The organism is Williamsia deligens, assembly GCF_024171765.1.
GTDB classification, from domain to species: domain Bacteria; phylum Actinomycetota; class Actinomycetes; order Mycobacteriales; family Mycobacteriaceae; genus Williamsia_A; species Williamsia_A deligens.
Genome location: NZ_JAMTCI010000001.1, coordinates 1,462,775 through 1,484,101, shown reverse-complemented (window position 1 = coordinate 1,484,101; position 21,327 = coordinate 1,462,775). Strand labels below are relative to the sequence as shown.

Sequence of the window (21,327 nt, the reverse complement as noted above, 5' to 3'; positions counted from 1 at the left end):
CGCAGGCGACCCTCCTGCCACGGACAGTCCGTGGCCGATATCAGTCCACAGGAGGTGATGGGATCCCCATGCGTCACTACGAATTGATGGTCATCCTCGACCCGAGTCTCGACGAGCGCACCGTGGCCCCGTCGTTGGACACGTTCCTCAACGTGATCCGCAACGACGGCGGCAAGGTCGCAAAGGTCGACATCTGGGGTAAGCGCCGGTTGGCGTACGAGATCCAGAAGCACTCCGAGGCGATCTACGCCGTCATCGACATCGATGCCGAGCCCAAGACCGTCACCGAGCTCGATCGTCAGCTGAAGCTGAACGAGTCGGTGCTGCGGACGAAGGTGCTGCGCTCGGGCAAGTGAGCCCACGGGTCGGGTGTCGACGCGGATTTCGCCGAACGCGGAACCGAATCGCCGCCCGGCGGGTCGAATGAGGCACAGGCTTCATCACCCACACCGAGCCCGACTCATACGCACCGACCCCCACCGACAAGGGAGCTGATCCATGGCCGGCGACACCGTCCTCACCGTCATCGGGAACCTCACGGCAGATCCGGAGCTGCGCTTCACGGCGTCCGGCGCCGCGGTCGCGAACTTCACCGTCGCGTCCACCCCGCGCATGTTCGACCGTCAGTCGAACGAGTGGAAAGACGGCGAGGCGCTGTTCATGCGCTGCAGCATCTGGCGGGAGGCCGCCGAGAACGTCGCGGAGAGCCTCACCAAGGGTGCACGCGTGATCGTCTCCGGTCGACTCAAGCAGCGCTCGTACGAGACCCGCGAGGGTGAGAAGCGTACGGTCGTCGAGCTCGAGGTCGACGAGGTCGGTCCGTCGCTGAAATACGCGACGGCCAAGGTCAACCGCGCATCGCGCGGTGGCGGTGGTGGCGGCGGAGGCGGGAACTACGGGTCCGGCTCACAGGGTGGCGGCGCGAGCCGTCAGTCCGGCGGAGCTGCGACCGACGACCCCTGGGGCAGCGCCCCGGCGAGCGGGTCGTTCGGCGGCAGCGACGACGAGCCCCCGTTCTGACACGACACATCTGCATCAGGAGAACCACGAATGCCCAAGGCAAAGAGCAGCGGCGGAGGCCGTAAGGCCCGCGCCGAGAAGGTGGTCAAGGCCAAGGCCTGCACCTTCTGCAAGGAGAAGAACCTCGTCATCGACTACAAGGACACGTCGCTGCTGCGTCGTTTCCTGTCCGACCGGGGCAAGATCCGGTCGCGTCGCGTGACCGGCAACTGCGTCCAGCACCAGCGCGACGTCGCTGTCGCGGTGAAGAACTCGCGTGAGGTGGCGCTGCTGCCGTTCACCTCGACGGCGCGCTGAGCGGAAGGGATCACACCATGAAGCTCATCCTCACCGCCGAGGTCGAGAACCTCGGTGTCGCCGGTGACACCGTCGAGGTCAAGGACGGCTACGGCCGGAACCTGCTGCTGCCCCGCGGTCTGGCCATCCCGGCCACCCGTGGCGCACAGAAGCAGGTCGACGGCATCCGTCGCGCCCAGGAGGCCCGCGCCGTGCGTGGCCTCGAGCACGCCAACGAGATCAAGCAGTCCCTCGAGGCCCTCGACGCGGTCACGCTGACCGTGAAGACCCAGGACTCGGGCAAGCTGTTCGGCTCGGTCACCACCGCCGACGTCACCTCCGCGATCCGCTCCGCGGGCGGCCCTGTCGTCGACAAGCGGTCGGTGTCGCTGCCGAAGGGTCACATCAAGGCCGTCGGCACGTACCCCGTGAAGGTCGAACTGCACCCGGATGTCACCGCCTCGGTGGACATCTCGGTCGTCGCCGCCGGCTGACAGACAGCACCGCACACCTCGGCCCCGGACGTCCACACGTCCGGGGCCGAGGTGTCTGTGCGGTCGGTCAGTGGGTCCGCAGGTAGGCGCGCGCCTGGGATGCGACGAGGCCGGTGAGGTCGTCCTGGGCGATGTTCACGTCCAGCAGATGCAGCCCCCACGATCGGTTCGGGAGCTCCGGCAGGGCCGAGGCCGGCACCGGGCCTGCGCCGGACACCTCGAGCACCTGAGCGCCGCCGACGGTGACGCACCGCGCGGTGTATCCCGAGATGCGTTGTCCGGCCAGACGACTGTGCAGCGCCGCCGGCGCCGATGTCCCGAGCGCGGCGGGGTTCGTGCACGCGACGGCGTAGCCCGGCCCGCTCGGGAACGGGCGCGACGGGCCGACGCCGTCCGCGGGCACACGACCGAAGCGGTCGTCGGGCTCCGGGGTCCGTCCGTAGGTCGAATAGGCGACGACACAACCGGTCTCGTCGTGAGCGGTGCACAGCGGGGTACGGGTGAAGTCCCCGCCGACAGGTGATCCCGTACGGGTGAGGACGTTGCCGCCGAGCAGGAGCGCCGACACGAGCCTGTCGTGGACCGCGGCCGGCTCGATCTCCTCCCGGAGCAGTGTCCGCAGCATCGTGGTGCCCTGGGAGTGACCGACGAGCACCACACCGCGGCCACCGTTGTCGTGGGCGATGTAATCCCGCCACGCGGATCTGACGTCCGAGTAGGCCAGGGCCAGAGCGGCTCTGCGGTCCGCGGGCGTGCGTGCGGTGAACAGGCCCCGCAGGGTGCTCTGGCGGTACACGGGAGCCCAGACCCGACACTGCGCGCCGAACGGCGCCGCCTGCTGTGAGGCGATGAGGCGCTCCTCCGGGCCGACCCGACGCGGGGCGTTGGTCCCGAGCGCGAGGGACACGGTCGGGTAGACGTAGAAGCAGTCGACCGGTGCCGCGCTGCGCCCACCGCACGGGTCGTCGGCCTGTCCGGGGCGACACAGCCAGACCGTCGAGCCGGTGCCCTCAGCGGCTCCGGCGGTGCCGACGCCCCAGCCGGTGAGGGTGAGCACGGCGATGACCGTCAGCAGGGCGACACGGCGCCACACGGAGCGCGAGGAACGACGTCGGTTCATGAGGTCGAGTAGACCGCATCCGACTCTCCGCCGTCGGAAGACGGACGTACTGTTTTGTCCGGCCGCCGGATTCGTGTCACCGGGCGCGGGCAGGGCGGTGGATCGGCCGTTCCCCCGTGGTAGGGCGACGTTCACACGACCGACAGCGCCCGTGTGTTGCCCCGTCGCCGAACACGCCCGACTGTGCGGACCGGGGCGACACGCCGGACGATCTCAGATTTTCTTTGTCCACGGCTTTACCCCCGCTTGACCTGCGTGGACGGGCGTACGGGTCCCGATCCATCCACAGCTGTGCACAGGCGGTGCACACCGACACCCCCCTCGGTCCACAGGATGTGCACACATCGGTCCACAGCTCCGGTTGGAGGTTGCCACGACCGGACCTAGTGTCATCCCCTGTCGCCCGCGCCGTTCTGCGGTGTCGGTGCCGACCGGTAGAACCGGCGGCGGGGCGAGGTGCCTCGAGCACAGACCGGGCAGGGTCGAGTCGGGAGGATCAGCTGTGGCTGTTGTGGATGAGCGCGGTCATACGCCGCGTGACGAGCCACCCTCGGAGGACTTCGGACGTCAGCCACCCCAGGATCTCCTGGCCGAGCAGTCGGTCCTCGGCGGCATGATGCTGTCGAAGGACGCCATCGCCGACGTCCTCGAGGTCCTGCGTCCCGGCGACTTCTACCGACCGGCCCATCAGGCCGTCTACGACGCGATCCTGGAGCTCTACGGCAAGGGTGAGCCCGCGGACGCGGTCACGGTGTCCGCAGAGCTCGAGAGGGCCGGAGAGCTCCGCCGCGTGGGCGGTGCGCCGTACCTCCACACGTTGATCTCCACGGTGCCCACCGCCGCCAACGCGGGCTACTACGCGCAGATCGTCGCCGAGAAGGCGATCCTGCGACGGCTGGTGGAGGCCGGGACCCGGATCGTGCAGTTCGGCTACGGCGGTGACGACGGCCAGGATGTGGCCGAGGTCGTCGACCGTGCCCAGGCCGAGGTCTACGAGGTCACCGAGCGCCGCACGGCCGAGGACTACGTCCCGCTCGAGGAGCTCCTGCAGCCGACCATGGACGAGATCGACTCGATCGCGTCCCGCGGCGGCCTGTCGTTGGGTGTGCCAACGGGTTTCGCGGATCTCGACTCCGTGACCAACGGCCTGCACCCGGGGCAGATGATCATCGTCGCCGCGCGCCCCGGTGTGGGCAAGGCGCTGGCGCTCGACACGCCGCTGCCGACGCCGACCGGCTGGACGACGATGGGTGAGGTCAAGGTGGGCGACCACCTGCTCGACGCGCAGGGCCTGCCCACCCGTGTCGTCGCCGCGACCGAGGTCATGACCGAGCGGCCGTGTTTCGAGGTCGAGTTCTCCGACGGGTCCGTCCTCGTCGCCGACGAGCAGCATCAGTGGCTCACCGAGACCGAGAGCGGATCGTCGGTGCAGACCACCGCGCAGCTGCAGGGGCAGGAGGGTGCGGTCATCGTGCGCAACGCCGCTCCGCTCAGCCTGCCGCGCAAGCGCTTCTGCTATGGCCCGTACACCGTCGCGGCGCTGGCGGGCATGGCCTTCGACGACCCCGAGATCGCCATGCGGATCGACGCCGAGGGGCCGGTGGACGTCATGGCCCTCATGTCCGACCTCGGCGGGCGGATCCCGTACGAGTACCTGCGGGGATCGGTCGCCCAGCGCCGGGCGCTGTTGGCCGGCCTGCTGGACGCGAGGGGCATCGTCGACGACGACGGGTGGATCACCGTCCCCGCGGCGACGCAGCACATGACCTCGGTCGTCGCCGATCTCGCCGCCGGGCTGGGGTATTCGTACCGCCGCGCCGCCACCGGGTGGGTGCGTGTCCACGCCGACGACGACGTCTTCACGGTGCACCGCAAGGCGATCCGTCACAAGGAGCTGCGTCGCCCGTCGGGCTCGCGGCGCATCGTCGCGGTGCGACCGGTCGACAGCGTCCCGGTCCGCTGCGTCCAGGTCGACAACGCCGCGCACCTGTACCTCGCCGGCGAGTCGATGATCCCCACCCACAACTCGACCCTGGCGATGGACTTCCTGCGCAGCTGCTCGATCGCGAATCAGCTGACCTCGGCGATGTTCTCGTTGGAGATGGGCAAGACCGAGATCGTCATGCGACTGCTCTCGGCGGAGGCGAACATCAAACTCGCCGACATGCGGTCGGGCCGCATGAGCGACGACGACTGGACCCGCCTGGCCCGTCGGATGGGCGAGATCTCCGAGGCGCCGCTCTTCATCGACGACTCACCGAACCTGACGATGATGGAGATCCGCGCGAAGGCCCGTCGCCTCAAGCAGCGTCACGACCTGCGCCTGGTCGTCATCGACTACATGCAGCTGATGACGTCGGGCAAGAAGGTCGAGTCCCGTCAGCAGGAGGTCTCGGAGTTCTCCCGTCAGCTCAAGCTGTTGGCGAAGGAGCTCGAGGTGCCCGTCGTCGCGATCAGTCAGCTCAACCGTGGCCCCGAGCAACGGACCGACAAGAAGCCGCAGGTCTCCGATCTCCGCGAGTCCGGATCGCTGGAGCAGGACGCCGACATGGTCATCCTGCTGCACCGCCCGGACTCCATCGAGCGCGACGACCCCCGCGCGGGCGAGGCCGACATCATCCTCGGCAAGCACCGCAACGGCCCGACGGCCACGATCACCGTCGCCCACCAGCTCCACATGTCCCGCTTCCGGAACATGGCCCGCGGGTAGTTCGGTCCGGCGTCAGCGGTCCAGCTCGGAGAGCTCCCGACGCGGGATCGGTCTGCCCACCATGACCTTCCCGGCGATGGTCCCCAGTCGGATCATGCCGCGATAGGTCGAGGGGTTGAACAGGGCCGGCCAGGTGGTCCGCCGGCGGTTCTCGTCGACGGGGCGGCCTTCCATGCGTTCGCGCAACCAGCGCAGGGCTGTCGGCGCGGAGAGCGGGTGCAACAGCATGTGTTCGCTGAAGCGGTCGCGGTGGTAGGTCACGTCGGTCCCGGCGGCGACGTAGGTGCGGACGAGTTCGTCGATGTCGTCGACGGCGACGATGGTGTCGTTGCAGGCCTGCACGATCAGCACCGGGATCGTCGGGGGCGACTGTCCGAGGCGGATGGAGTCGAAGACCTCGCGCACCTGTGGCAGCGCCAGGATCTCGTCGAGGGGGCGGTCGAGGAATGCGCCCATGTCGGTGAACATGAACCGCACCACAGCCTCCGTCGTCGTCATCGACTGCAGCGCGGCGAGTTTCGCGCGGCCGGACGGGGTGGCGTGCTCGTCGATGATGCGATCGAGCTCGGGGTAGACGTGGCGCAGGGCGCTGACCACCAGGGCGGGCAGGCCCGAGAAGAGCGCGCCGTTCAGGCGCTCGTAGGTGTGCCCGAGATCGCCGACGGGAGAACCGAGTACCGCCCCGACGAGGTTCAGCTCGGGCGCATGGCGGGCGTACATCTCCGCGGCCCACGCGGAGGCCAGCCCGCCGCCGGAATAGCCCCAGAGGGCCGCCGGCGATCTGGGGTGCACGTGGGCGGGCTCGTAGGCGAGCACGGCGCGGAGCCCGTCGAGCGTGACGTACCCGGGTTCGCGCGGGATGCCCCACAGGCCCTGCGGCCCCTCGTGGTCGGGGATCGACACCACCCATCCCTCCGCGAGCAGCGCCGAGATGAGCAGGAACTCGAACTGCGGCAGGGCACCGACGGCGTGTGCTCGCCGGCGTAGTGCGTAGGACGGGAAACATCGCCCGGTGATGGCGTCGATCGCGCACTGGTACGACACGACCGGCGTCGGTCGGTCGGCGATGCCGCGCTCGGGGACGAGGACGGTCGTCACCGCGACCATCGGTTCGCCGTGCAGGTCGACGGTCCGGTAGTTCAGCTGCGCCGCGCGCACCCGTTGCGGCACCAGACCCAGGAAGGCCAGTTCCACGTCGCGCGACCGGAGGATAGTGCCGGGGTCGACGTCCTCGAAACCGTCGACCGGTCGATAGAACTCGTCGTCGCACGGGAGTAGCGGCCGTCGTCCCGGCTCGAACGGCTCGTGTGGGGCCGCGAAGGGGCGTTCCGGTGTCGTGTGTCGCGCGGGGTCTGGTGCGCTGATGGTGGGGTCCTCTGTCGGGGATCCGACACGTCGTCGTGTCGGAGTCTCCCCGACGGTAACCGAACCGCCGGGTCGACTCGTGATCGGCGGAGTCAGGCCGCGATCACGACGATCAGCGTCACGACCGACAGCAGAGCCACGACGACGGACGGAACGGCGCCACCGCGACGCTCGGCGTCGGAGAAGTCGCCGAAGCGTGCGTGGAACACCACGGCGCCGATGAACACGATGACCAGGCCGATCGCGGCGAGGATGCCCAGCGGATGCCACGCGAGGCCGATCAACAGGCCGAGCGCACCGGCGACCTCGGCGGCACCGATGAAGCGGACGAGGTTCGCGCTCAACCCGCGGCCGGTGAGCTGCTCGGTGGCGGGCCCCTTCAGGCCGGCCTTCGGAGCGCCCGCTCCGGCGCTGATCAGTGCCAGCAGGATGCTGAGGATGATGGCGGCGATGCCCATGATGTGGTCTCCCGGGTAGATGGTTGCGTGAGCAAGGACCCCAGACTCGCAGACAGTAGTTGCTGACGCAAGTAATGTCGTCGGGACGCGAGAGAGGGGTCGGCATGGACGACGAGAACTCCGGCGCGGCCGCGCCGACCGGTCCACTCGACGACCGGGAGCTCCGCGTCTGGAAGGCGCTGGCCCGCAGTCTCGTGGTGATCCCGCGGACGCTCGACGGCGACCTGCGGCAGCAGTCGCAGATGACGCTGGGCGACTACCAGGTGCTCGTGATGCTCTCGGAGGCCCCGGACCGTCGATCGCGCATGAGCGACCTGGCCTCCGCGGTGGGGTTGTCGGCGAGTCGGATGACGCGACTGGTGGACGCGTTGCGCAGGCGCGGCTGGGTCGGCAAAGAGCGCGACGGATGTGACCGGCGAGGCGCGATAGCGGTGCTGACCGACGACGGGCTCACCGCGCTGGAGCAGGCCTATCCCGCGCACCTCGCCAGCGTCCGACGCCACGTGATGGCCGCCCTCGACGGCGTCGATCTCGAGGCCCTCGCCGAGGCGTTGGAGACCATGGCCGGTGGTCCGGTGCCCTGAGGCTTGTGCAGTGTTGAGACGAATATGTATCTTTGTCTCAACACCCGGCACGAGGAGGCACCATGACCATCGGCTTCGACGAGGGCATCCGTCAGGCGGAACCGATGCCGACCGCCGACGGCGATCTGGCCGCGGTGCCGAACACCCTCGGGCCGCAGTCGCTCATCTGGAAGTTCTACGGCGACCGTCGCGCGGTCCTCAGCTTCCAGAGGGTGGCCGGTACCGAGAACTGCATCGAGCAGTTGGCCAAGGGGGTCGAGGACCACTCGGTCATCTTCGACGACTTCGCCGGTCGCGCGAAGCGCACCGTCCCGCCCATCATGAAGACCATCTACAGCGCCGAGCCCGCCGTGTGGGGGCGCCGCGTGCGGGATTTCCACCGCTCGATCAAGGGCACAATCGACAGCGACGGCTCGCGGTACCACGCCCTGAACCCGGAGCTCTTCTACTGGGCGCACGCGACTTTCGTCGATCAGGTGCTCTACACCACGGACACGTTCATCCGTCGGCTGAGCCACGCGGAGAAAGAACAGATCTTCCAGGAGAGCAAGGCCTGGTACGCCCTCTACGGGGTCAGCGACCGGACGCAGCCGCAGACGTACGACGAGTTCCGTGCGTACTGGGACGCGATGCTGGACCGGTTCGTGCCGACCAAGACCATCACCTATGCGACGGGTTACCTCCGCAAGGGCGTGCCGCACCCGAAGCAGGTGCCCGCCCCGGTGTGGCGGGTGATCGGCCCCGCCGTCGACGCGGCGTTGCACGTCGTGGTGGTGGGGACGCTCCCGCAGCAGATGCGCGACGTGTGCCGCCTCGAGTGGACGGCCCGGGATGAACGACGGTTCCAGCGGTTCGCCGCGACAATGCGGGCGCTGAACCCCGTCATCAACCGGCTGCCGGTGGCGACCCTGTACGTGCCGTGGGCGGTCGAGGCGTGGAAGCGGGTGGGTGTCGACCCGCGCCGCGTCGCCAACCGTCCCGCGTAGTCTGCGGGCATGGCCCCCAGTGCCCGTCGCACGAGCCTCCGGACGTCGGCGTCACCGGCCGAGCAGGAGCACGAGATCGTCTCGGCCGCCGAGGCGGAGTTCACCTCCGTCGGTGTGCGCCGCGCCAGCCTCGACGAGATCGCCCGGGCCGCTCGCGTCAGCCGCAGCACGCTCTATCGTCGCTTCCCCGGCAAGGAGGACCTGCTCGTCGCCGTGGTGCAGCGGATGTCGTTGCAGCTCAGTCACGATCTGGGCGACGCGACCCGTGGCCTCGGTCCGCGCGACGCCGTCGTGGAGGCCTTCGTCCTCGCCACCCGGGAGGTGCGGGGCAGCACCCTGGCGAAGCGCCTGCTCGTCGACGAGCCCGAGATGTTGGAGCTCGTCGTGGGCGGCCCGACCTCACGCGACGGGGTGTCGCTCATCGACACCGTCGGCACGCTGATCGCCGGGACCCTGCGCCGGGCCGGTGCGACGATGCCCGACGCCGACCTCCGCATCGCCGCGGATCTCGTCTTCCGCGTCCTCGTGTCGGTGTCCCGCGCGCCGTCCGAGGCGGTGAGCATCGACGACGAGAGCGCGGTCCGGGCGATGGCCACCACCTTCCTCGCCCCGATGGTGCACTGACACAGCGGCTGCGGATCGGTGCCGCAGGACGGCGTGGTCAGCCGACGTCGGCCGCGTTCAGGGCCTCCCACACCCGCGCCGGGTTCATCGGGAGTCGCCGGATGCGTGCGCCAGTGGCGTCGCGGACGGCGTTGGCGATGGCGGGAGCGACAGGGTTGTAGGGCGACTCGCTCATCGACTTGGCGCCCTGCGGGCCGAGGCGGTCGTAGGTGTCGGCGAAATACACCTCCGTGCGGGGAGAGTCCGACAACCGGGGAATGTGATAGTTCCGCAGGATGTCGGTCGCGACGACGCCGTGGTCGAGGATCATCTCCTCGTACAGCGCGGACCCGATCGCCTGCGTGGCACCGCCCTCCACCTGACCGCGGCACTGCTGGTGGTTAAGCACCGTCCCGGCGTCGGCCGCCTGCACCGACTGCAGGATCCGCACCCGACCGGTCGGCAGATGGACCGCGACCCGGACGGCGTGGACGTTGAACACGACACTGCGCGGGGTGCCCTCGTGGCGACCACGCACGACGATCGGCGCCGACTCACCCGCAGCGATGCGGGCGGCCAGTTCCCGACAGGCGCGGTCCAGGGCAGCGCCCGCGACGACGGTCCCGGCGGATCCGAAAGCGCCGGTGTCGTGTCCGACGACGTCGGTGTCGGACTGGCGGACGACGACGTCCTCCGGACGGACACCCAGCGCGTCGGCCGCGAGCTGGACGTGGACGGTGGTGGTCCCGTTCCCGAACTCGGCCGTGCCCACGGACACGACGTACCGGCCGTCGGCATCGAGTTCCGCGGTGACGTCGGCGACGTGGCCGTCGGGCGGGATCGTCGCGATCATGGACGGCGACATCCCCTCGCCCACAGCCCACTCCGGGTCGTCGCGGTAGACCAGACCGCCCCGCTCGGGATCGTCGGCGCCCTCCCGCAGGGCCCGTTCGGCGAGATCGAGGCACTGGTCGAGTCCATAGCTCCCGAACTCGAGGTCGTGGTCCTCGACCTGCCACGTCACGAAACGCTCGGTCGGGGTGATGACGTTGCGACGCCGGAAGTCGAACGGGTCGATCCCCAGCTCACGGGCGAGGTCGTCCATCGCGCTCTCGACGGCGAAGATCACCTGCCCCAGGCCGTAACCGCGGAAAGCGCCCGAGGGAAGGTTGTTCGTGTAGACGCACTGGGCGTCGACGCCCTTGTTCTCGCACCGGTACAGCGACACCGACTCCGAGCAGCCATGGAACATCACGCCCGGGCTGTGGTTGCCGTAGGCGCCGGCGTCGGACAGGACGTCGATGCCGAGCGCGGTGAGCGTTCCGGACGGCTCCGCCGCCGCGGTGACCCGCACCCGCATGGGATGGCGGCATGGGGCGATCGTGAACTGGTCGGTGCGCGACATCTCGTACGCGGCGGGTCGCCCGGTCCGCAGGACGGCCAGCATGACGACGTCCTCGGTCAGCAACTCCTGCTTGGCACCGAACGCGCCGCCGATGCGTGGCGCCGTCACCCGGATCCGGTCGCGGGGCATGCCGAACACGTGGGCCAGCTCGTCGCGGACGAGGAACGGCACCTGCGAGCTCGACCGCACCACGTACCGGCCGTCGTCGTCGCGCCAGCCGATGGCACCGTGGGTCTCCAGGTGCACGTGCTGCACCCGCGCCGTCTGCCATGTGCCCTCGACCACCGCGCCGCCGGCGGCACGGGCCGTCGCGACGCCTGCGGCGACATCGCCCACCCCACCGTGGATCTCGGCGATCACGTTGCGGGCCGGGTCGGCGATGCGTGCGGTCGCCGCGTCCTTGTCGCCGTGGACCGCGGGCGCGCCGGGGCGCGTGGCCTCCTCGGCGTCGAACACCGCGGGGAGCACCTCGTAGGTGACGTCGATCAGTTCGACGGCGCGGCGCGCCTGGCGCGGTGAGTCGGCGACGACGGCCGCGACGCGCTGACCGACGTATCGCAACCGGGTGTCGAAGACGTGGATGTCGTCCGGGTCGTCGGTGCGGGAGTGGTGACGGGCGGTGGAGAAGGCGATGCCGGGATCGTCGTGGTGGGTCAGGACCGCACGGACCCCGGGTGCCGACTCGGCGCGGGAGGTGTCGACGGCGACGATCTGCGCCGACGGGTGCGGGCTGCCGAGGACCGCGATGTGGCCGAGGTCGTCGACCTCGATGTCCATCGTGTACTGCTCTGTCCCCGTGACGATCCGGGGACCCGCCGGTGCGGCGACCGAGTCGGGGTCGGGTCCGTCGGGTGCACCGGTGATCGCGTCGTCGATCGCGCGATACCCGGTGCACCGGCACAGGTTGCCCTTCAGCGTGTCCGGCAGATCGCACGCCTTCTCGGCGTCGAAGGTCGACGCGGTGACCACCATCCCGGCGGTGCAGAAACCACACTGGAACCCGGCACAGTCGACGAACGCGCGCTGGGTCGGATGGAGGTCGGCGCCGTCCTCCGACAACCCGGCGGCGGTGACGATCTCGGAGTCCGTGGCGCGGAACGCCGGGATCACACACGAGTGCACCGCCCGGCCGTCCATGAGGACCGTGCAGGCGCCGCAGTCGCCGGAGTCGCACCCCTTCTTCACCGCGAACACGCCGTGCTCGCGCAGGTGGGTCCGCAGACACTGACCCGGCGCGGGCTCGCCGGTGACCTCACGGCCGTCGACCCTCACGACGCCCTCCCGGAGAGATCGGCCAGCACGCCGCGGATGAGATGGGGCACCACCCCGCGACGCCAGGGGACGGTGCCGTGGGCGTCGGCGAACCATGCGTCGTCGGGGATCTCGGCCATGCAGGCGTCGACCACGACGTCCGGATCGGTCGACGACACCGGGACCGCGAACGGGTGGACTGTCGCCCCGCTCACCGACACCACGACACCGTCGGGCGTCGACCGGGCGAGCACCACCGCGCCGGAGCGCCCGTGCTCGGCATAGGACGCGCGCCGCATCGCCACCGGCGAGGTGAGCGCTGACGCGGGCAGGTGGATCGAGCGCAGCACGTCACCGGTCCCCAGGCTCGTCGTCGCGTTGCCGACGACCACCTCGTCGACACGGTGTGTCGCATCGGTGCCGTCCGCCCGCCACACCAGGAGGGACGCGTCGAGGACCGAACACATCGACGTCATCGCCCCGGCCGGCAACGCCAGGCAGATGTTCCCGCCGACGGTCGCGGTGTGCCAGATCTTGTACGACGCGAGCAGCGACCGTGCGCACCAGTCGAAGAGGGCCGTGGCGCTCCAGGTCTCGGGATATCCCGTGTGGACCAGTCGGTCGATGGTGCACGTGGCGGCGATCTCGAGTCCGTCGCTGGCGATCGTCAGGTCCGGCCAACCGAGCGTGGTGATGTCGACCAGACGTCGGATCCCCGGCCCCGGATCGGCCATCACCGACGTGCCACCGGCGAGGATCGCGTCCCCGGGTCGCACCGTGGTGAGACCGGCGCGATCGGTCGGGCGGACGACGTCGTCCACGAAGTGCAGATCCATCCTCAGCCCGCCCGGTCGACCAGCCGCCGGTGCGCGGACGCCACGTCGCGCGCGAGGTCGTCGGGGTCGGACTGCGTGGCACGTCCGTCCGCCACGACCGTCGCCCCATCGACCCAGGACCGGCGGATCGGCGGGGGTGACCCGAGCACGAGGGCCGCCACCGGGTCGTCGATGCCGGCGTGCGCGGGTCCCGAGAGGTCCCACAGCACCAGGTCGGCGAGCATCCCCGGCGCGATGGACCCCAGGTCGTCGCCACGGCCGAGCACCCGGGCCCCGCCGACGGTGCCGAGTCGGAGTGCTTCGCGGGTGGAGAGCGTCGTCGGACCACCGACGGCGCGTGCGAGCAGGAGCGACATGGTGACCTCCGGCAGCAGGCGCGCGGACTCGTTGGACGCGGCACCGTCGACGCCGAGCCCGACGACCGCGCCCGCGTCGAGCAGGTCCCGCGTCCGCGCGATCCCGGCACCCAGACGGCCGTTCGAGGTCGGACAGTGGGCGACGGCCGTGCCGGTGCGGCCGAGTTCGGCGACGGCCGCGTCGTCGAAGTGGACTCCGTGGGCGAACCAGACGTCGTCCCCCACCCAGCCCAGGTCGGCGACGTACTCCAGTGGCGTGCAGCCGAATCTCTCGACGCAGAAGTCCTGCTCGTCCCGTGTCTCCGCGAGGTGGGTGTGCAGCCGTACACCGCGGTCGCGGGCCAGTGCCGCGGACTCCCGCAGCAGGTCGGCGGTGACGGAGAACGGTGAGCACGGGGCGAGTGCGATGCGCAGCATCGAGTCCGGTGACGGGTCGTGCCAGCGGTCGATCGTGGCGGTGCTGTCGGCGAGGATCGCCTCGATCGACTCGACCACCGAATCGGGTGGCAGTCCACCGTCGCTCTCGCCGAGGTCCATCGACCCGCGGGTGGGGTGGAACCGCACGCCGAGTCCGCGCGCCGCGTCGATCTCCGCGCCGATCACGTCCCCGGCGCCGGTGGGGAAGACGTAGTGGTGGTCGGTCGTCGTCGTGCAGCCGGACTCGAGCAGGGCGGTGATGGCCCCGCGTGCGCCGGCGTGGACCGCGTCGACGTCGATGCCGGCCCACACGGGATACAGCGTGGTCAGCCACTGGAAGAGGGTGTGGTCGGCCGCGAGGCCGCGGGTGATCCACTGATACAGGTGGTGATGGGTGTTCACCAGACCCGGGGTGAGTAGGCATCCGCTGCCGTCGACACGCTCGGCGTCGGACGGGATGTCCGCGGCGGCGACGTCGACCCCGGTGACGCGGTTGCCGGTGATCACGACGGTGGCCGAGGCGAACTCGCGACCGTCGGCGTCCATCGTCACCACCGCGGCGTTTTCGATGACGACTGGTCGGGACGGGGTCATACGAGCCACGACCGCTGTGGTTCCCAGGCGGGACCCGCGTCGGGGGCGTCGTCGCGGCTGACGGCCGCCTGGATGAGGCCATAGGGGCGGTCGTCAGCGTGGAAGACCTCGTTGTTGTTCTCGAGTCCGAACGGCGCGAGGTCGTAGACGAAGTGGTGCTTGTTCGGGGCGGACAGCCGCACCTCCGCGATCTCCGGGTGCGCCTCCAGCACCGCCGATCCCATCGCGAACAGTGTCTGCTGCAACGCCTTCGACTGCAGCGTCGCGAACTGTTCGACCATGAGCTGCTTGACGTCGTCGTACACGGTGTCCCAGTCGACGTCGGTGGTGGTGAACCGCCATTTCGCGACCAGGGACGTCGCCATCACGCGATCGGTGGTCGGCTCCAGCACGGTGTATCGGTCGACGGGGAAACCGTGGAACTCCGACCCCGTGGACTTGAGGATCGTCAGCCCGGTGAACCCGCCGACGACCCAGGTGCGGCGGGTCCCGTCGGACTCGTCGACGGTGATGTCGGCGGTACGGGTCTCCTGCCCCCGGCGCACCCAGGTGTGATCGTGCTCGGCGCCGTCGACGAGGACCCGCTGCCAGGCGTACTCCTCGATCTCGATCCGTGCCCCGGACACCGGGTCGACCGTGTCGACGAAATGTGTTGCCAGGTCGAGCCCGTACTGCTCGATGCTCGCGATGCCCTTTTCCTTGGCGAACGCGTAACAGGTCTGCTTCTGCGTGTCCGTGGGCAGGACCGCGCCCTGATCGCCGTCGGTGTACGCCTCGGTGAACTTCCCGCGCAGCGCGGTGCCCACGTTCAGGTCGCGGATCTCGTGACGGGGGGTGTCCCGGACGATCCGCACCACCCGGTTCTCGGCCTTGCCGTACTGGTCGCCACTCAAGACGATGCCCATGAGGTCCTCTCAGCTCCCGCGATAGGTCGAGTACGCGAACGGGCTCAGCACGATCGGGACGTGGTGATGCCGGGTCGCATCGGTGATCCGGAAGCTGACGACCACCTCCGGGTAGAACGACTCGACGTCACCCGACGTCGCGAACCATGCATCGGTGTCGAAGCGGATGCGGTAGACCCCGACGTCGAGGTTGCCTGCGAGATCGCCGATGCGGCCGTCGCCGTCGGTGACCCCGTCGGCGATCGCGGTGCCGTCCGCGGTCGCGAGGGTGACGGGGACCCCCGGCGCGGGGGTGCCGGTCACGGCGTCGAGAACATGGGTGCTGACCGACGCCACTACTGCGCCCACTCGACGAGCTGTGCTGCCGGACTGAGCATGCGGGTCAGCCGGGTGCGGTTGATCTTCGCCAGTTCCAGTCGCAGCACCCGGCGTTCGGTGTCGGGGTCGTTGTGGAGGCGTTGCCGCAGGATGCGCAGCAGTTCCCCCGCGGGGCGGCCGTCGGCGTGGACGAGGTAGACGTGACCGAAGCGGTTCTCGTACTCGGCGTTGGCCTTTCGGAGATCCTCCAGGACCTCCGGATCGGCACCGGTGACGCCCCGCTGTTCGCGCGTGGAGGCGGCGCTGCCCGACCGCTCCCCGATCCGGGGATGGCCGTCGAGGGCCTCGTCGAGGTCGGTCTCGGTCAGCTCGGCGAGGATGAGGTCGGCCTGGTCGTACAGGGCGTCGGCGTCGGCGTACGGCCGTGCCGCGGCCACCCGCAGCGCCCAGATGCGCGACGAGCAGCACGCGTACAGCGCGTGCACGGCCTGGGTCTCGGTGAGTGCGTTGAAGCTCTCGATCCCACGCCAATCCGGCCGGCGCATCAGCTCACCGGCCGGTCCCGCCGAGGCGACCGACCTCGTCGAAACGACTCAGGCGCGCCGTTGCGATCGGGTTCGCCTCGGCGACGAGGTCGTCGAAACGGTAGTTGGCGATCTTCGCGATCTCGATGAGCGCGAACGACCGTTCGCTGGTCGGAGAGTTCTCCATGCGCGTCCACCCGTTCCTCAGCACCCGCTCGAAGCGTTCGGTCTCGCGCGCGCAGATGACGAGCGGGAACCCGAAGTGCTCATGGTAGGCGGCGGACAGCCCGGTGACGGTGTCGTGCTGCTCGTCGTCGAGCAGGGTGAGGCCCTTGTGGTCGACGGCGGTGGGGTTGCCGGCGTCGTCCTCGTCCCCGAGGTCGGGGAAGGAGCGGATGAGCTGGAGCTGTTCCTCGTCGCTGCCGGTGAGCATCGCCTCGGAGAAGGCGGCCCGCAGGTCGTGCGTCGTCTCGAACGGGCGCTGCGCGAACGCCCGGTCCACGACCCACCCGGTGTTCTGGACCAGGCCGCCGAACGTCTCCCGGAAGGTCTCGGCCGACATCTCGTTGACCTCGGCCAGCCGGATGGATCCGCGCCCGGCGACGGCAGGTCCACGGCTGCCGGTGTGGAAGAACAGCAGGTTGAGCAGGATGGCCGTGATCGCGCCCATGGTGATGCCGGTGCTGAACGGGATCTGCAGGAGCCCGGGCACCGCGCCGTCGACCCCGGGCAACTCCGGCACCTGCACGGTCGCGCCGGCGACGATGACCGACTCCGGTGCCACCGACTGCGAGAACTGGACGTAGAGGCCCATCGCGAGCGAGGTGCCCGCGATGATCAGGTTGCGGTGGTCGGTGAAGTCGACGCTGCCGAGCGTTTGGATGCCCACGATCGCGACGGTGGCGAACATGATCAACGCCGCGCCGCCGAGCACGGGTGACGGGATGGTCTCGACGAGCTTCGCGGTCTTCGGGAGCAGGCCGAGCACGATCATGATGCCGCCCGCGGCGGCGACGACGAAGCGGCTCTTCACCCCGGTGAGCCGCACCAGACCCACGTTCTCGGAGAACGCGGTGTAGGGGAACGAGTTGAAGGTGCCGCCGATGACGGTGGCCAGACCGTCCGCCCGCACCGTGGCGGCGATGTGCGCCTTGGTGATCCGTTTCCCGACGATCTCGCCGGTCGCGAACACGGAGCCGGTGGACTCGACCGCGACGACGAGCAGCACCACGATCATCGAGACGATCGCCACCACGTCGAACCGGGGCCAGCCGAACGCGAACGGGTCGGTGAAGCCCAACCACGGGGCCTCGCCCACCTTCTCGAAACCGGTGTCGCCCAGCATCCACGCGACCGTCGTGGCGATGACCAGTCCGAGCAGGATCGAGATGGTGGCCCAGAAGCCACGGAAGAAGCGCTGCATCAACACGATCAGGACGATCGTGCCGATCGCGTACAACAGCCACCGACCGTTGCCGGCGTCGGGGAGCTTCGAGGCCGGATCCCGGGTGGCGTCACCGGCACCGACCGGCAGCAGGCAGATGCCGATGATCGTGATGAGGGTGCCGGTGACCACCGGCGGGAAGAAGCGGACGAGGCGCGCGAAGAACGGCGCGATGAGGAACGTGACCACGCCCGCGCTGATGACCGCGCCGTACACGGTGAGCAGACCGACGCGGCCGCCGCCGTGGTCGTTGGCGATCTTGATGACCGGGGCGAGCGTCGCGAAGGTGATGCCCTGCAGCAGGGGCAGGCGGACACCGATCTTCCAGATGCCCACGGCCTGCAGGAGCGAGGCGATGCCACAGGTGAACAGGTCGGCGGTGATGAGCATGGTGAGCGCGTCGGAGTCCAGCTTGATCGCGCTCGCGATGAGCAGCGGCACCAGGACGGCGCCGGCGTAGAAGGCGATGACGTGCTGCAGACCGAGTGTCGCCAGTTTGCCGATCGGCGGGACCTGATCGACCGGGTGCACCTGCTTCTTCACGGGCTTCGTCGGCGGCGACGGCTGCTCCGTGGTGTGTTCGCTCGCGCGTGACATCGTGCCCCCTCCCAGTCGACGTCCCCGGGCCGTCGACCCATCCGACCCACCATCACCCGTGGCCGCACGATCCGCGACCGGGGGAGCGAAGATATACAGCGATGACTCACGCCTGTAACGAGAGACCGTCCTGCGTGCCGGGTGTCGTGCTGGCGGCAGGTGCCGGGACGCGGTTCGGATCTCCGAAGGTGCTGGCTGACAACGGCCGTTGGCTGAGCGGGGCGATCGGTGCGCTCGCCCGGGGCGGGTGCGCACCGGTGTTCGTCACCCTCGGGGCGGCGCAGGTCGAGGTGCCTGCGCCCGCCGAGGCCGTCGAGGTCCCCGACTGGCAGGACGGTGTCTCGGCGTCGGTGCGGGCCGGACTCGCGGCGGCGACGGCGGTCCCGGGGATGGCCGGGGTGGTGCTGACGCTCGTGGACCTCCCCGACGTGACGTCAGGCGTGGTCGCCCGGGTGCTGTCGGTGGCCGACCGATCACCGTCGGGGTTGGTGCGCGCCGTCTACGACGGAGCTCCCGGCCATCCGGTGTATCTCGGGCGCGACCACCTCGACGCGGTGATGCGGACCGTCCACGGTGACCGGGGGGCAGGCCGCCTCCTCGACAGGCACCCGGAGGTGCTGACGGTCGAGTGCGGGGACCTCGCGACCGGGCGCGACGTCGACCGGCCCGACTGACACGACCCCGGGCACCCCGACGCGAGACAGCGCTGCGCCCGTCCCGCCGCGTCGGTGGGTGACGAGCTGGGCGGCGACGGCGACCGCGATCTCCTGCGGCGTCCGCGCCCCGAGGTCCAGACCGATCGGACTCGCCAACCGTGACAGCTGCGCCGTCGACCGGCCGAGCTCCCGAAGGCGACGGACGCGCTCGTCGTGGACACGTCGTGACCCGATCGCTCCGACATACGCCGACCGCGTCCGGCGCAGGGCGACGTCGAGCAGGGCCACATCGCTGCCGACGTCGTGGGTGAGTGCGCACATTACCGTGCGGTCGTCGACCGTTCCCGCGTCGAGCTGTGCCTCCAGGTGGCGGTGCGGCCGGTCGACGACGACCTCGTCGGCGTGGGGGAATCGTCGACGGGTCGCGAGGTCCGGGTTCCGATCGCAGACGGTGACGCGGAAGCCCATCTGCGACCCCTGCCGGGCGACGGCGTCGGCGACCGCGGTGGCGCCGTAGACGAGCATCCTCGGTCGGGGCGGGTGCGTCTCGACGATCACCGTGACGCCGGTACCCGGCGTGCCGTCGGGTGCGCACTCGACGGTGGAGCTGCGCTCGTCAGCGAGCAGGTCGCGGGCTGCACGGGCCGCCACGTGATCCAGTCCCTCGTCGCCGAGCGTGCCGACGAGCCGGGATGCCCGCACCGCCGCCGAGGTCCCGATGCGGGCGGCCTGGGGGTGATCGACGACCGTCGCGATCGCCACGCCTCTGTCGGCGGCGATGTCGTCGAGGACGTCCTGTGTGTACGGGCTGTCGCCGGCGGTCAGCAGGTGCACGACCACGTCGACCGCTCCCCCGCAGGGCAGCCCCACGGCCAGGATGTCGTCGTCGGCGCCGTAGTGGTGCATCGACGGGACACCGGTCTCCGCGGCGCGACGGAGGGCCTCGACGACGTCGGCCTCGACGCACCCTCCCGACACCGAGCCGGCGATCGACCCGTCGGGGAGCAGCGCCATCACCGTCCCGATCCGGGTCGGCATGGACGAGGCGACGCCGATCACCGTCGCGACGGCGACCGTGTCCCCGGCGAGCCGGGCGGCGGCCAGATCGGTGAGGACGTCGGACACGGCGCCTCCCTCCGACGACTCGAGCAGTGCCGCCAACCTAGCCGTCCTGACGAGATCTTGACGGGTCGGGCGGGGATCTTGACGGTTTGACCCCTACCCGTCGACGGACACCGGGACGACGCTGGTGGACATGGCCGCACCTGTCGACTCATCCCGCATCGCCCCCCTCGGATCCGAACTCGCAGAGATGGATTCGTACATCCGCATCGACTCGCCGGTGCACTACCGGCTCCGCCCCCCGACGCCGGGCCGGTTGGTGTCGGCGACGTGGGACCGCACCCACAACCCGCCCCGCGCGACGTCCGGGCACGTCGTCGTCGAGTACCCGTTCACCGACGGGCTCGTGGTGGTGGGAGGGCTCTACGCCGTCACCGACGGGATGCGCGCCGCGCTCGAGGGATGCGGGCTCACCGGGTTCACGTTCGGGCCGGTCGCGTGCACCCGCGACCCGCACATGGTCGACATGCGCGAGCTCCCCCGACTGCACACCCTGGTCCTGACCGGACGGGCCTGCCGCGACGACGTCGCGCCGTGGCGGTGCGAGTCGCTGGCGCTCTCGCTGCGGGCTGCCCGCACGCTCTGGCAGGCGGACCCCCAGCTGCTCCCGCGCACCACCGTCCTCGACGTCATCGGGCTGCCCGACTAGTCCCGACCCCCGCTCCAGCGCGGGTCGCGGCCCGCTCCGGCGATCGCGCGATCCAGACGGTCGGCGTCGGCCGGCACCGGCTCACGCGGGCCGAACGGGCCCTCGCCGAAGGCGTCGGCGTCGGTGCCGGGGGCGAACATGGTGAGGAACTGCTCGACGCGATCGATCATCGTGTCCTGCGCGCGGAAGTCCTGTCCCGTCGCGCGGGCGAGGTCCCATCCATGGACGGTCAGCTCCTCGGCCGCGACGACGGCGTTGTCGGCGGCGGGCATCGCGACGCCGCCGATCGACACCTCGCCCGTCCAGGCGGACTCGACCCGCCACGCCGCGGCCATCGCGTCCAGAGCCGCGGGGATCGTGGTGCGCCAGTTGTCGACGAGGTGATCGGGTGGGCTTACCGGGTCCTTGCGGGCGGTGCTGGTGAACACGTCGACGAACTGGTGGATGTGGGCGAGGAGGTCGGCCACGGTCCAGTCGTCGCAGGGCGTGGGATCGGCGAGTTGGTCGTCGCGCACGCACTCGATCAGGTGAGACATGGCCGTCGTGGCCGGTCCGAGGTCGAACATGGTGGGCCTTCCGTCGGGGTCACCCGTTCTGACCGTGGTCGCGTCGGGAACTCATCGCGCGTCGCCTGATC

Annotated in this window: 21 protein-coding genes and 1 pseudogene; 10 read left to right on the top strand and 12 right to left on the bottom strand. The window is 70.2% G+C overall.

The features are described 5' to 3' along the window. Positions 1-68 precede the first annotated feature (68 nt). The 4 genes from rpsF to rplI all read left to right on the top strand — a co-directional run bounded on the left by rpsF (position 69) and on the right by rplI (position 1,790). On the top strand, positions 69-356 hold the full coding sequence (gene rpsF / locus LX14_RS07220; RefSeq protein ID WP_253646556.1) for a 30S ribosomal protein S6: 288 nt from the start codon (positions 69-71) through the stop codon (positions 354-356). A gap of 142 nt (positions 357-498) precedes the next feature. After that, positions 499-1,020: a single-stranded DNA-binding protein gene (locus LX14_RS07215; protein ID WP_253646555.1), complete on the top strand. Its 522-nt coding sequence runs from the start codon at positions 499-501 to the stop codon at positions 1,018-1,020. Positions 1,021-1,050: 30 nt separating this feature from the next. Then, positions 1,051-1,317: a 30S ribosomal protein S18 gene (gene rpsR, locus LX14_RS07210; RefSeq protein ID WP_253646554.1), complete on the top strand. Its 267-nt coding sequence runs from the start codon at positions 1,051-1,053 to the stop codon at positions 1,315-1,317. Positions 1,318-1,334: 17 nt separating this feature from the next. After that, positions 1,335-1,790, top strand: coding sequence for a 50S ribosomal protein L9 (gene rplI, locus LX14_RS07205; RefSeq protein ID WP_253646553.1), 456 nt, complete (start codon positions 1,335-1,337; stop codon positions 1,788-1,790). Positions 1,791-1,857: 67 nt separating this feature from the next. On the opposite strand, the gene LX14_RS07200 is transcribed toward rplI, so the two are convergent. Further along, complete coding sequence (locus LX14_RS07200) at positions 1,858-2,910, bottom strand: DUF3089 domain-containing protein (RefSeq protein WP_253646552.1); 1,053 nt, start codon at positions 2,908-2,910, stop codon at positions 1,858-1,860. Between the two features lie 502 nt (positions 2,911-3,412). Between LX14_RS07200 and dnaB the strand changes: the two genes are divergently transcribed. Further along, positions 3,413-5,620 (top strand): replicative DNA helicase, encoded by a 2,208-nt coding sequence (gene dnaB / locus LX14_RS07195; RefSeq protein ID WP_253646551.1) that lies wholly within the window; start codon positions 3,413-3,415, stop codon positions 5,618-5,620. A 12-nt stretch (positions 5,621-5,632) separates the two neighbouring features. Here the strand turns inward: dnaB and LX14_RS07190 are convergent, their stop codons facing one another. Beyond that, on the bottom strand, positions 5,633-6,985 hold the full coding sequence (locus tag LX14_RS07190; protein ID WP_253647923.1) for a lipase family protein: 1,353 nt from the start codon (positions 6,983-6,985) through the stop codon (positions 5,633-5,635). A gap of 92 nt (positions 6,986-7,077) precedes the next feature. Next, entirely contained in the window at positions 7,078-7,443 is a 366-nt protein-coding gene (locus tag LX14_RS07185; RefSeq protein WP_253646550.1) for a DoxX family protein, read from the bottom strand. A 104-nt stretch (positions 7,444-7,547) separates the two neighbouring features. Here LX14_RS07185 and LX14_RS07180 point away from each other — a divergent pair, with 104 nt between their 5' ends. From LX14_RS07180 to LX14_RS07170, 3 genes are all read left to right on the top strand, one after another. Beyond that, positions 7,548-8,027 (top strand): MarR family winged helix-turn-helix transcriptional regulator, encoded by a 480-nt coding sequence (locus LX14_RS07180; protein WP_253646549.1) that lies wholly within the window; start codon positions 7,548-7,550, stop codon positions 8,025-8,027. A gap of 62 nt (positions 8,028-8,089) precedes the next feature. Beyond that, complete coding sequence (locus LX14_RS07175; RefSeq protein WP_253646548.1) at positions 8,090-9,013, top strand: oxygenase MpaB family protein; 924 nt, start codon at positions 8,090-8,092, stop codon at positions 9,011-9,013. Between the two features lie 9 nt (positions 9,014-9,022). Next, complete coding sequence (locus LX14_RS07170; RefSeq protein ID WP_253646547.1) at positions 9,023-9,637, top strand: TetR/AcrR family transcriptional regulator; 615 nt, start codon at positions 9,023-9,025, stop codon at positions 9,635-9,637. 37 nt (positions 9,638-9,674) lie between these two features. Here LX14_RS07170 and LX14_RS07165 read toward each other — a convergent pair whose 3' ends face one another. Genes LX14_RS07165 through LX14_RS07135 form a run of 7 tightly spaced genes read right to left on the bottom strand, consistent with a single transcriptional unit; the run spans position 9,675 to position 18,263 of the window. Further along, a complete protein-coding gene (locus tag LX14_RS07165) occupies positions 9,675-12,293 on the bottom strand; it encodes a molybdopterin-dependent oxidoreductase (RefSeq protein ID WP_253646546.1) in 2,619 nt (872 codons plus the stop codon). After that, positions 12,290-13,108, bottom strand: a complete 819-nt coding sequence (locus LX14_RS07160) for an FAD binding domain-containing protein (RefSeq protein ID WP_253646545.1) — start codon at positions 13,106-13,108, stop codon at positions 12,290-12,292. The genes LX14_RS07165 and LX14_RS07160 overlap by 4 nt, the downstream gene beginning before the upstream one ends. A 2-nt stretch (positions 13,109-13,110) precedes the next feature. After that, positions 13,111-14,475, bottom strand: a complete 1,365-nt coding sequence (locus LX14_RS07155; protein ID WP_253646544.1) for an 8-oxoguanine deaminase — start codon at positions 14,473-14,475, stop codon at positions 13,111-13,113. Continuing rightward, positions 14,472-15,380, bottom strand: a complete 909-nt coding sequence (gene pucL, locus LX14_RS07150; protein ID WP_253646543.1) for a factor-independent urate hydroxylase — start codon at positions 15,378-15,380, stop codon at positions 14,472-14,474. The genes LX14_RS07155 and pucL overlap by 4 nt, the downstream gene beginning before the upstream one ends. A 9-nt stretch (positions 15,381-15,389) precedes the next feature. Further along, a complete protein-coding gene (gene uraH, locus LX14_RS07145) occupies positions 15,390-15,716 on the bottom strand; it encodes a hydroxyisourate hydrolase (protein ID WP_253647922.1) in 327 nt (108 codons plus the stop codon). Next, positions 15,716-16,243: a 2-oxo-4-hydroxy-4-carboxy-5-ureidoimidazoline decarboxylase gene (uraD, locus tag LX14_RS07140; RefSeq protein ID WP_253646542.1), complete on the bottom strand. Its 528-nt coding sequence runs from the start codon at positions 16,241-16,243 to the stop codon at positions 15,716-15,718. Before uraD ends, uraH begins: the two co-directional genes overlap by 1 nt. 4 nt (positions 16,244-16,247) lie before the next feature. After that, complete coding sequence (locus LX14_RS07135) at positions 16,248-18,263, bottom strand: solute carrier family 23 protein (protein ID WP_253646541.1); 2,016 nt, start codon at positions 18,261-18,263, stop codon at positions 16,248-16,250. 101 nt (positions 18,264-18,364) lie between these two features. On the opposite strand from LX14_RS07135, the pseudogene LX14_RS07130 reads away from it, so the two are divergent. Next, positions 18,365-18,817: pseudogene (locus tag LX14_RS07130) on the top strand (nucleotidyltransferase family protein); the annotation flags it as partial. Here the strand turns inward: LX14_RS07130 and LX14_RS07125 are convergent. After that, positions 18,737-20,044, bottom strand: coding sequence for an XdhC family protein (locus LX14_RS07125; RefSeq protein ID WP_308214079.1), 1,308 nt, complete (start codon positions 20,042-20,044; stop codon positions 18,737-18,739). The pseudogene LX14_RS07130 and the gene LX14_RS07125 overlap by 81 nt on opposite strands. Before the next feature lie 130 nt (positions 20,045-20,174). Here LX14_RS07125 and LX14_RS07120 point away from each other — a divergent pair, with 130 nt between their 5' ends. After that, positions 20,175-20,690 carry a hypothetical protein gene (locus LX14_RS07120; RefSeq protein WP_253646539.1) on the top strand — a complete coding sequence of 172 codons (516 nt, stop codon included), beginning with the start codon at positions 20,175-20,177 and terminating at the stop codon, positions 20,688-20,690. Here LX14_RS07120 and LX14_RS07115 read toward each other — a convergent pair. After that, on the bottom strand, positions 20,687-21,256 hold the full coding sequence (locus LX14_RS07115) for a TIGR03086 family metal-binding protein (protein ID WP_253646538.1): 570 nt from the start codon (positions 21,254-21,256) through the stop codon (positions 20,687-20,689). The two genes, LX14_RS07120 and LX14_RS07115, sit on opposite strands and share 4 nt — an antisense overlap. Between the last annotated feature and the right edge of the window lie 71 nt (positions 21,257-21,327).

Excerpts from the sequence above, each read along its gene's own strand:
- LX14_RS07170 (WP_253646547.1), top strand. The coding sequence starts at position 9,023 with ATGGCCCCCAGTGCCCGTCGCACGAGCCTCCGGACGTCGGCGTCACCG.
- uraD (WP_253646542.1), bottom strand. The coding sequence starts at position 16,243 with ATGCGCCGGCCGGATTGGCGTGGGATCGAGAGCTTCAACGCACTCACC.
- LX14_RS07200 (WP_253646552.1), bottom strand. The coding sequence starts at position 2,910 with ATGAACCGACGTCGTTCCTCGCGCTCCGTGTGGCGCCGTGTCGCCCTG.
- LX14_RS07135 (WP_253646541.1), bottom strand. The coding sequence starts at position 18,263 with ATGTCACGCGCGAGCGAACACACCACGGAGCAGCCGTCGCCGCCGACG.
- LX14_RS07120 (WP_253646539.1), top strand. The coding sequence starts at position 20,175 with ATGGCCGCACCTGTCGACTCATCCCGCATCGCCCCCCTCGGATCCGAA.
- LX14_RS07160 (WP_253646545.1), bottom strand. The coding sequence starts at position 13,108 with ATGGATCTGCACTTCGTGGACGACGTCGTCCGCCCGACCGATCGCGCC.
- LX14_RS07175 (WP_253646548.1), top strand. The coding sequence starts at position 8,090 with ATGACCATCGGCTTCGACGAGGGCATCCGTCAGGCGGAACCGATGCCG.
- rpsR (WP_253646554.1), top strand. The coding sequence starts at position 1,051 with ATGCCCAAGGCAAAGAGCAGCGGCGGAGGCCGTAAGGCCCGCGCCGAG.
- LX14_RS07180 (WP_253646549.1), top strand. The coding sequence starts at position 7,548 with ATGGACGACGAGAACTCCGGCGCGGCCGCGCCGACCGGTCCACTCGAC.
- LX14_RS07155 (WP_253646544.1), bottom strand. The coding sequence starts at position 14,475 with ATGACCCCGTCCCGACCAGTCGTCATCGAAAACGCCGCGGTGGTGACG.
- rplI (WP_253646553.1), top strand. The coding sequence starts at position 1,335 with ATGAAGCTCATCCTCACCGCCGAGGTCGAGAACCTCGGTGTCGCCGGT.
- rpsF (WP_253646556.1), top strand. The coding sequence starts at position 69 with ATGCGTCACTACGAATTGATGGTCATCCTCGACCCGAGTCTCGACGAG.
- LX14_RS07115 (WP_253646538.1), bottom strand. The coding sequence starts at position 21,256 with ATGTTCGACCTCGGACCGGCCACGACGGCCATGTCTCACCTGATCGAG.
- LX14_RS07215 (WP_253646555.1), top strand. The coding sequence starts at position 499 with ATGGCCGGCGACACCGTCCTCACCGTCATCGGGAACCTCACGGCAGAT.
- LX14_RS07185 (WP_253646550.1), bottom strand. The coding sequence starts at position 7,443 with ATGGGCATCGCCGCCATCATCCTCAGCATCCTGCTGGCACTGATCAGC.
- pucL (WP_253646543.1), bottom strand. The coding sequence starts at position 15,380 with ATGGGCATCGTCTTGAGTGGCGACCAGTACGGCAAGGCCGAGAACCGG.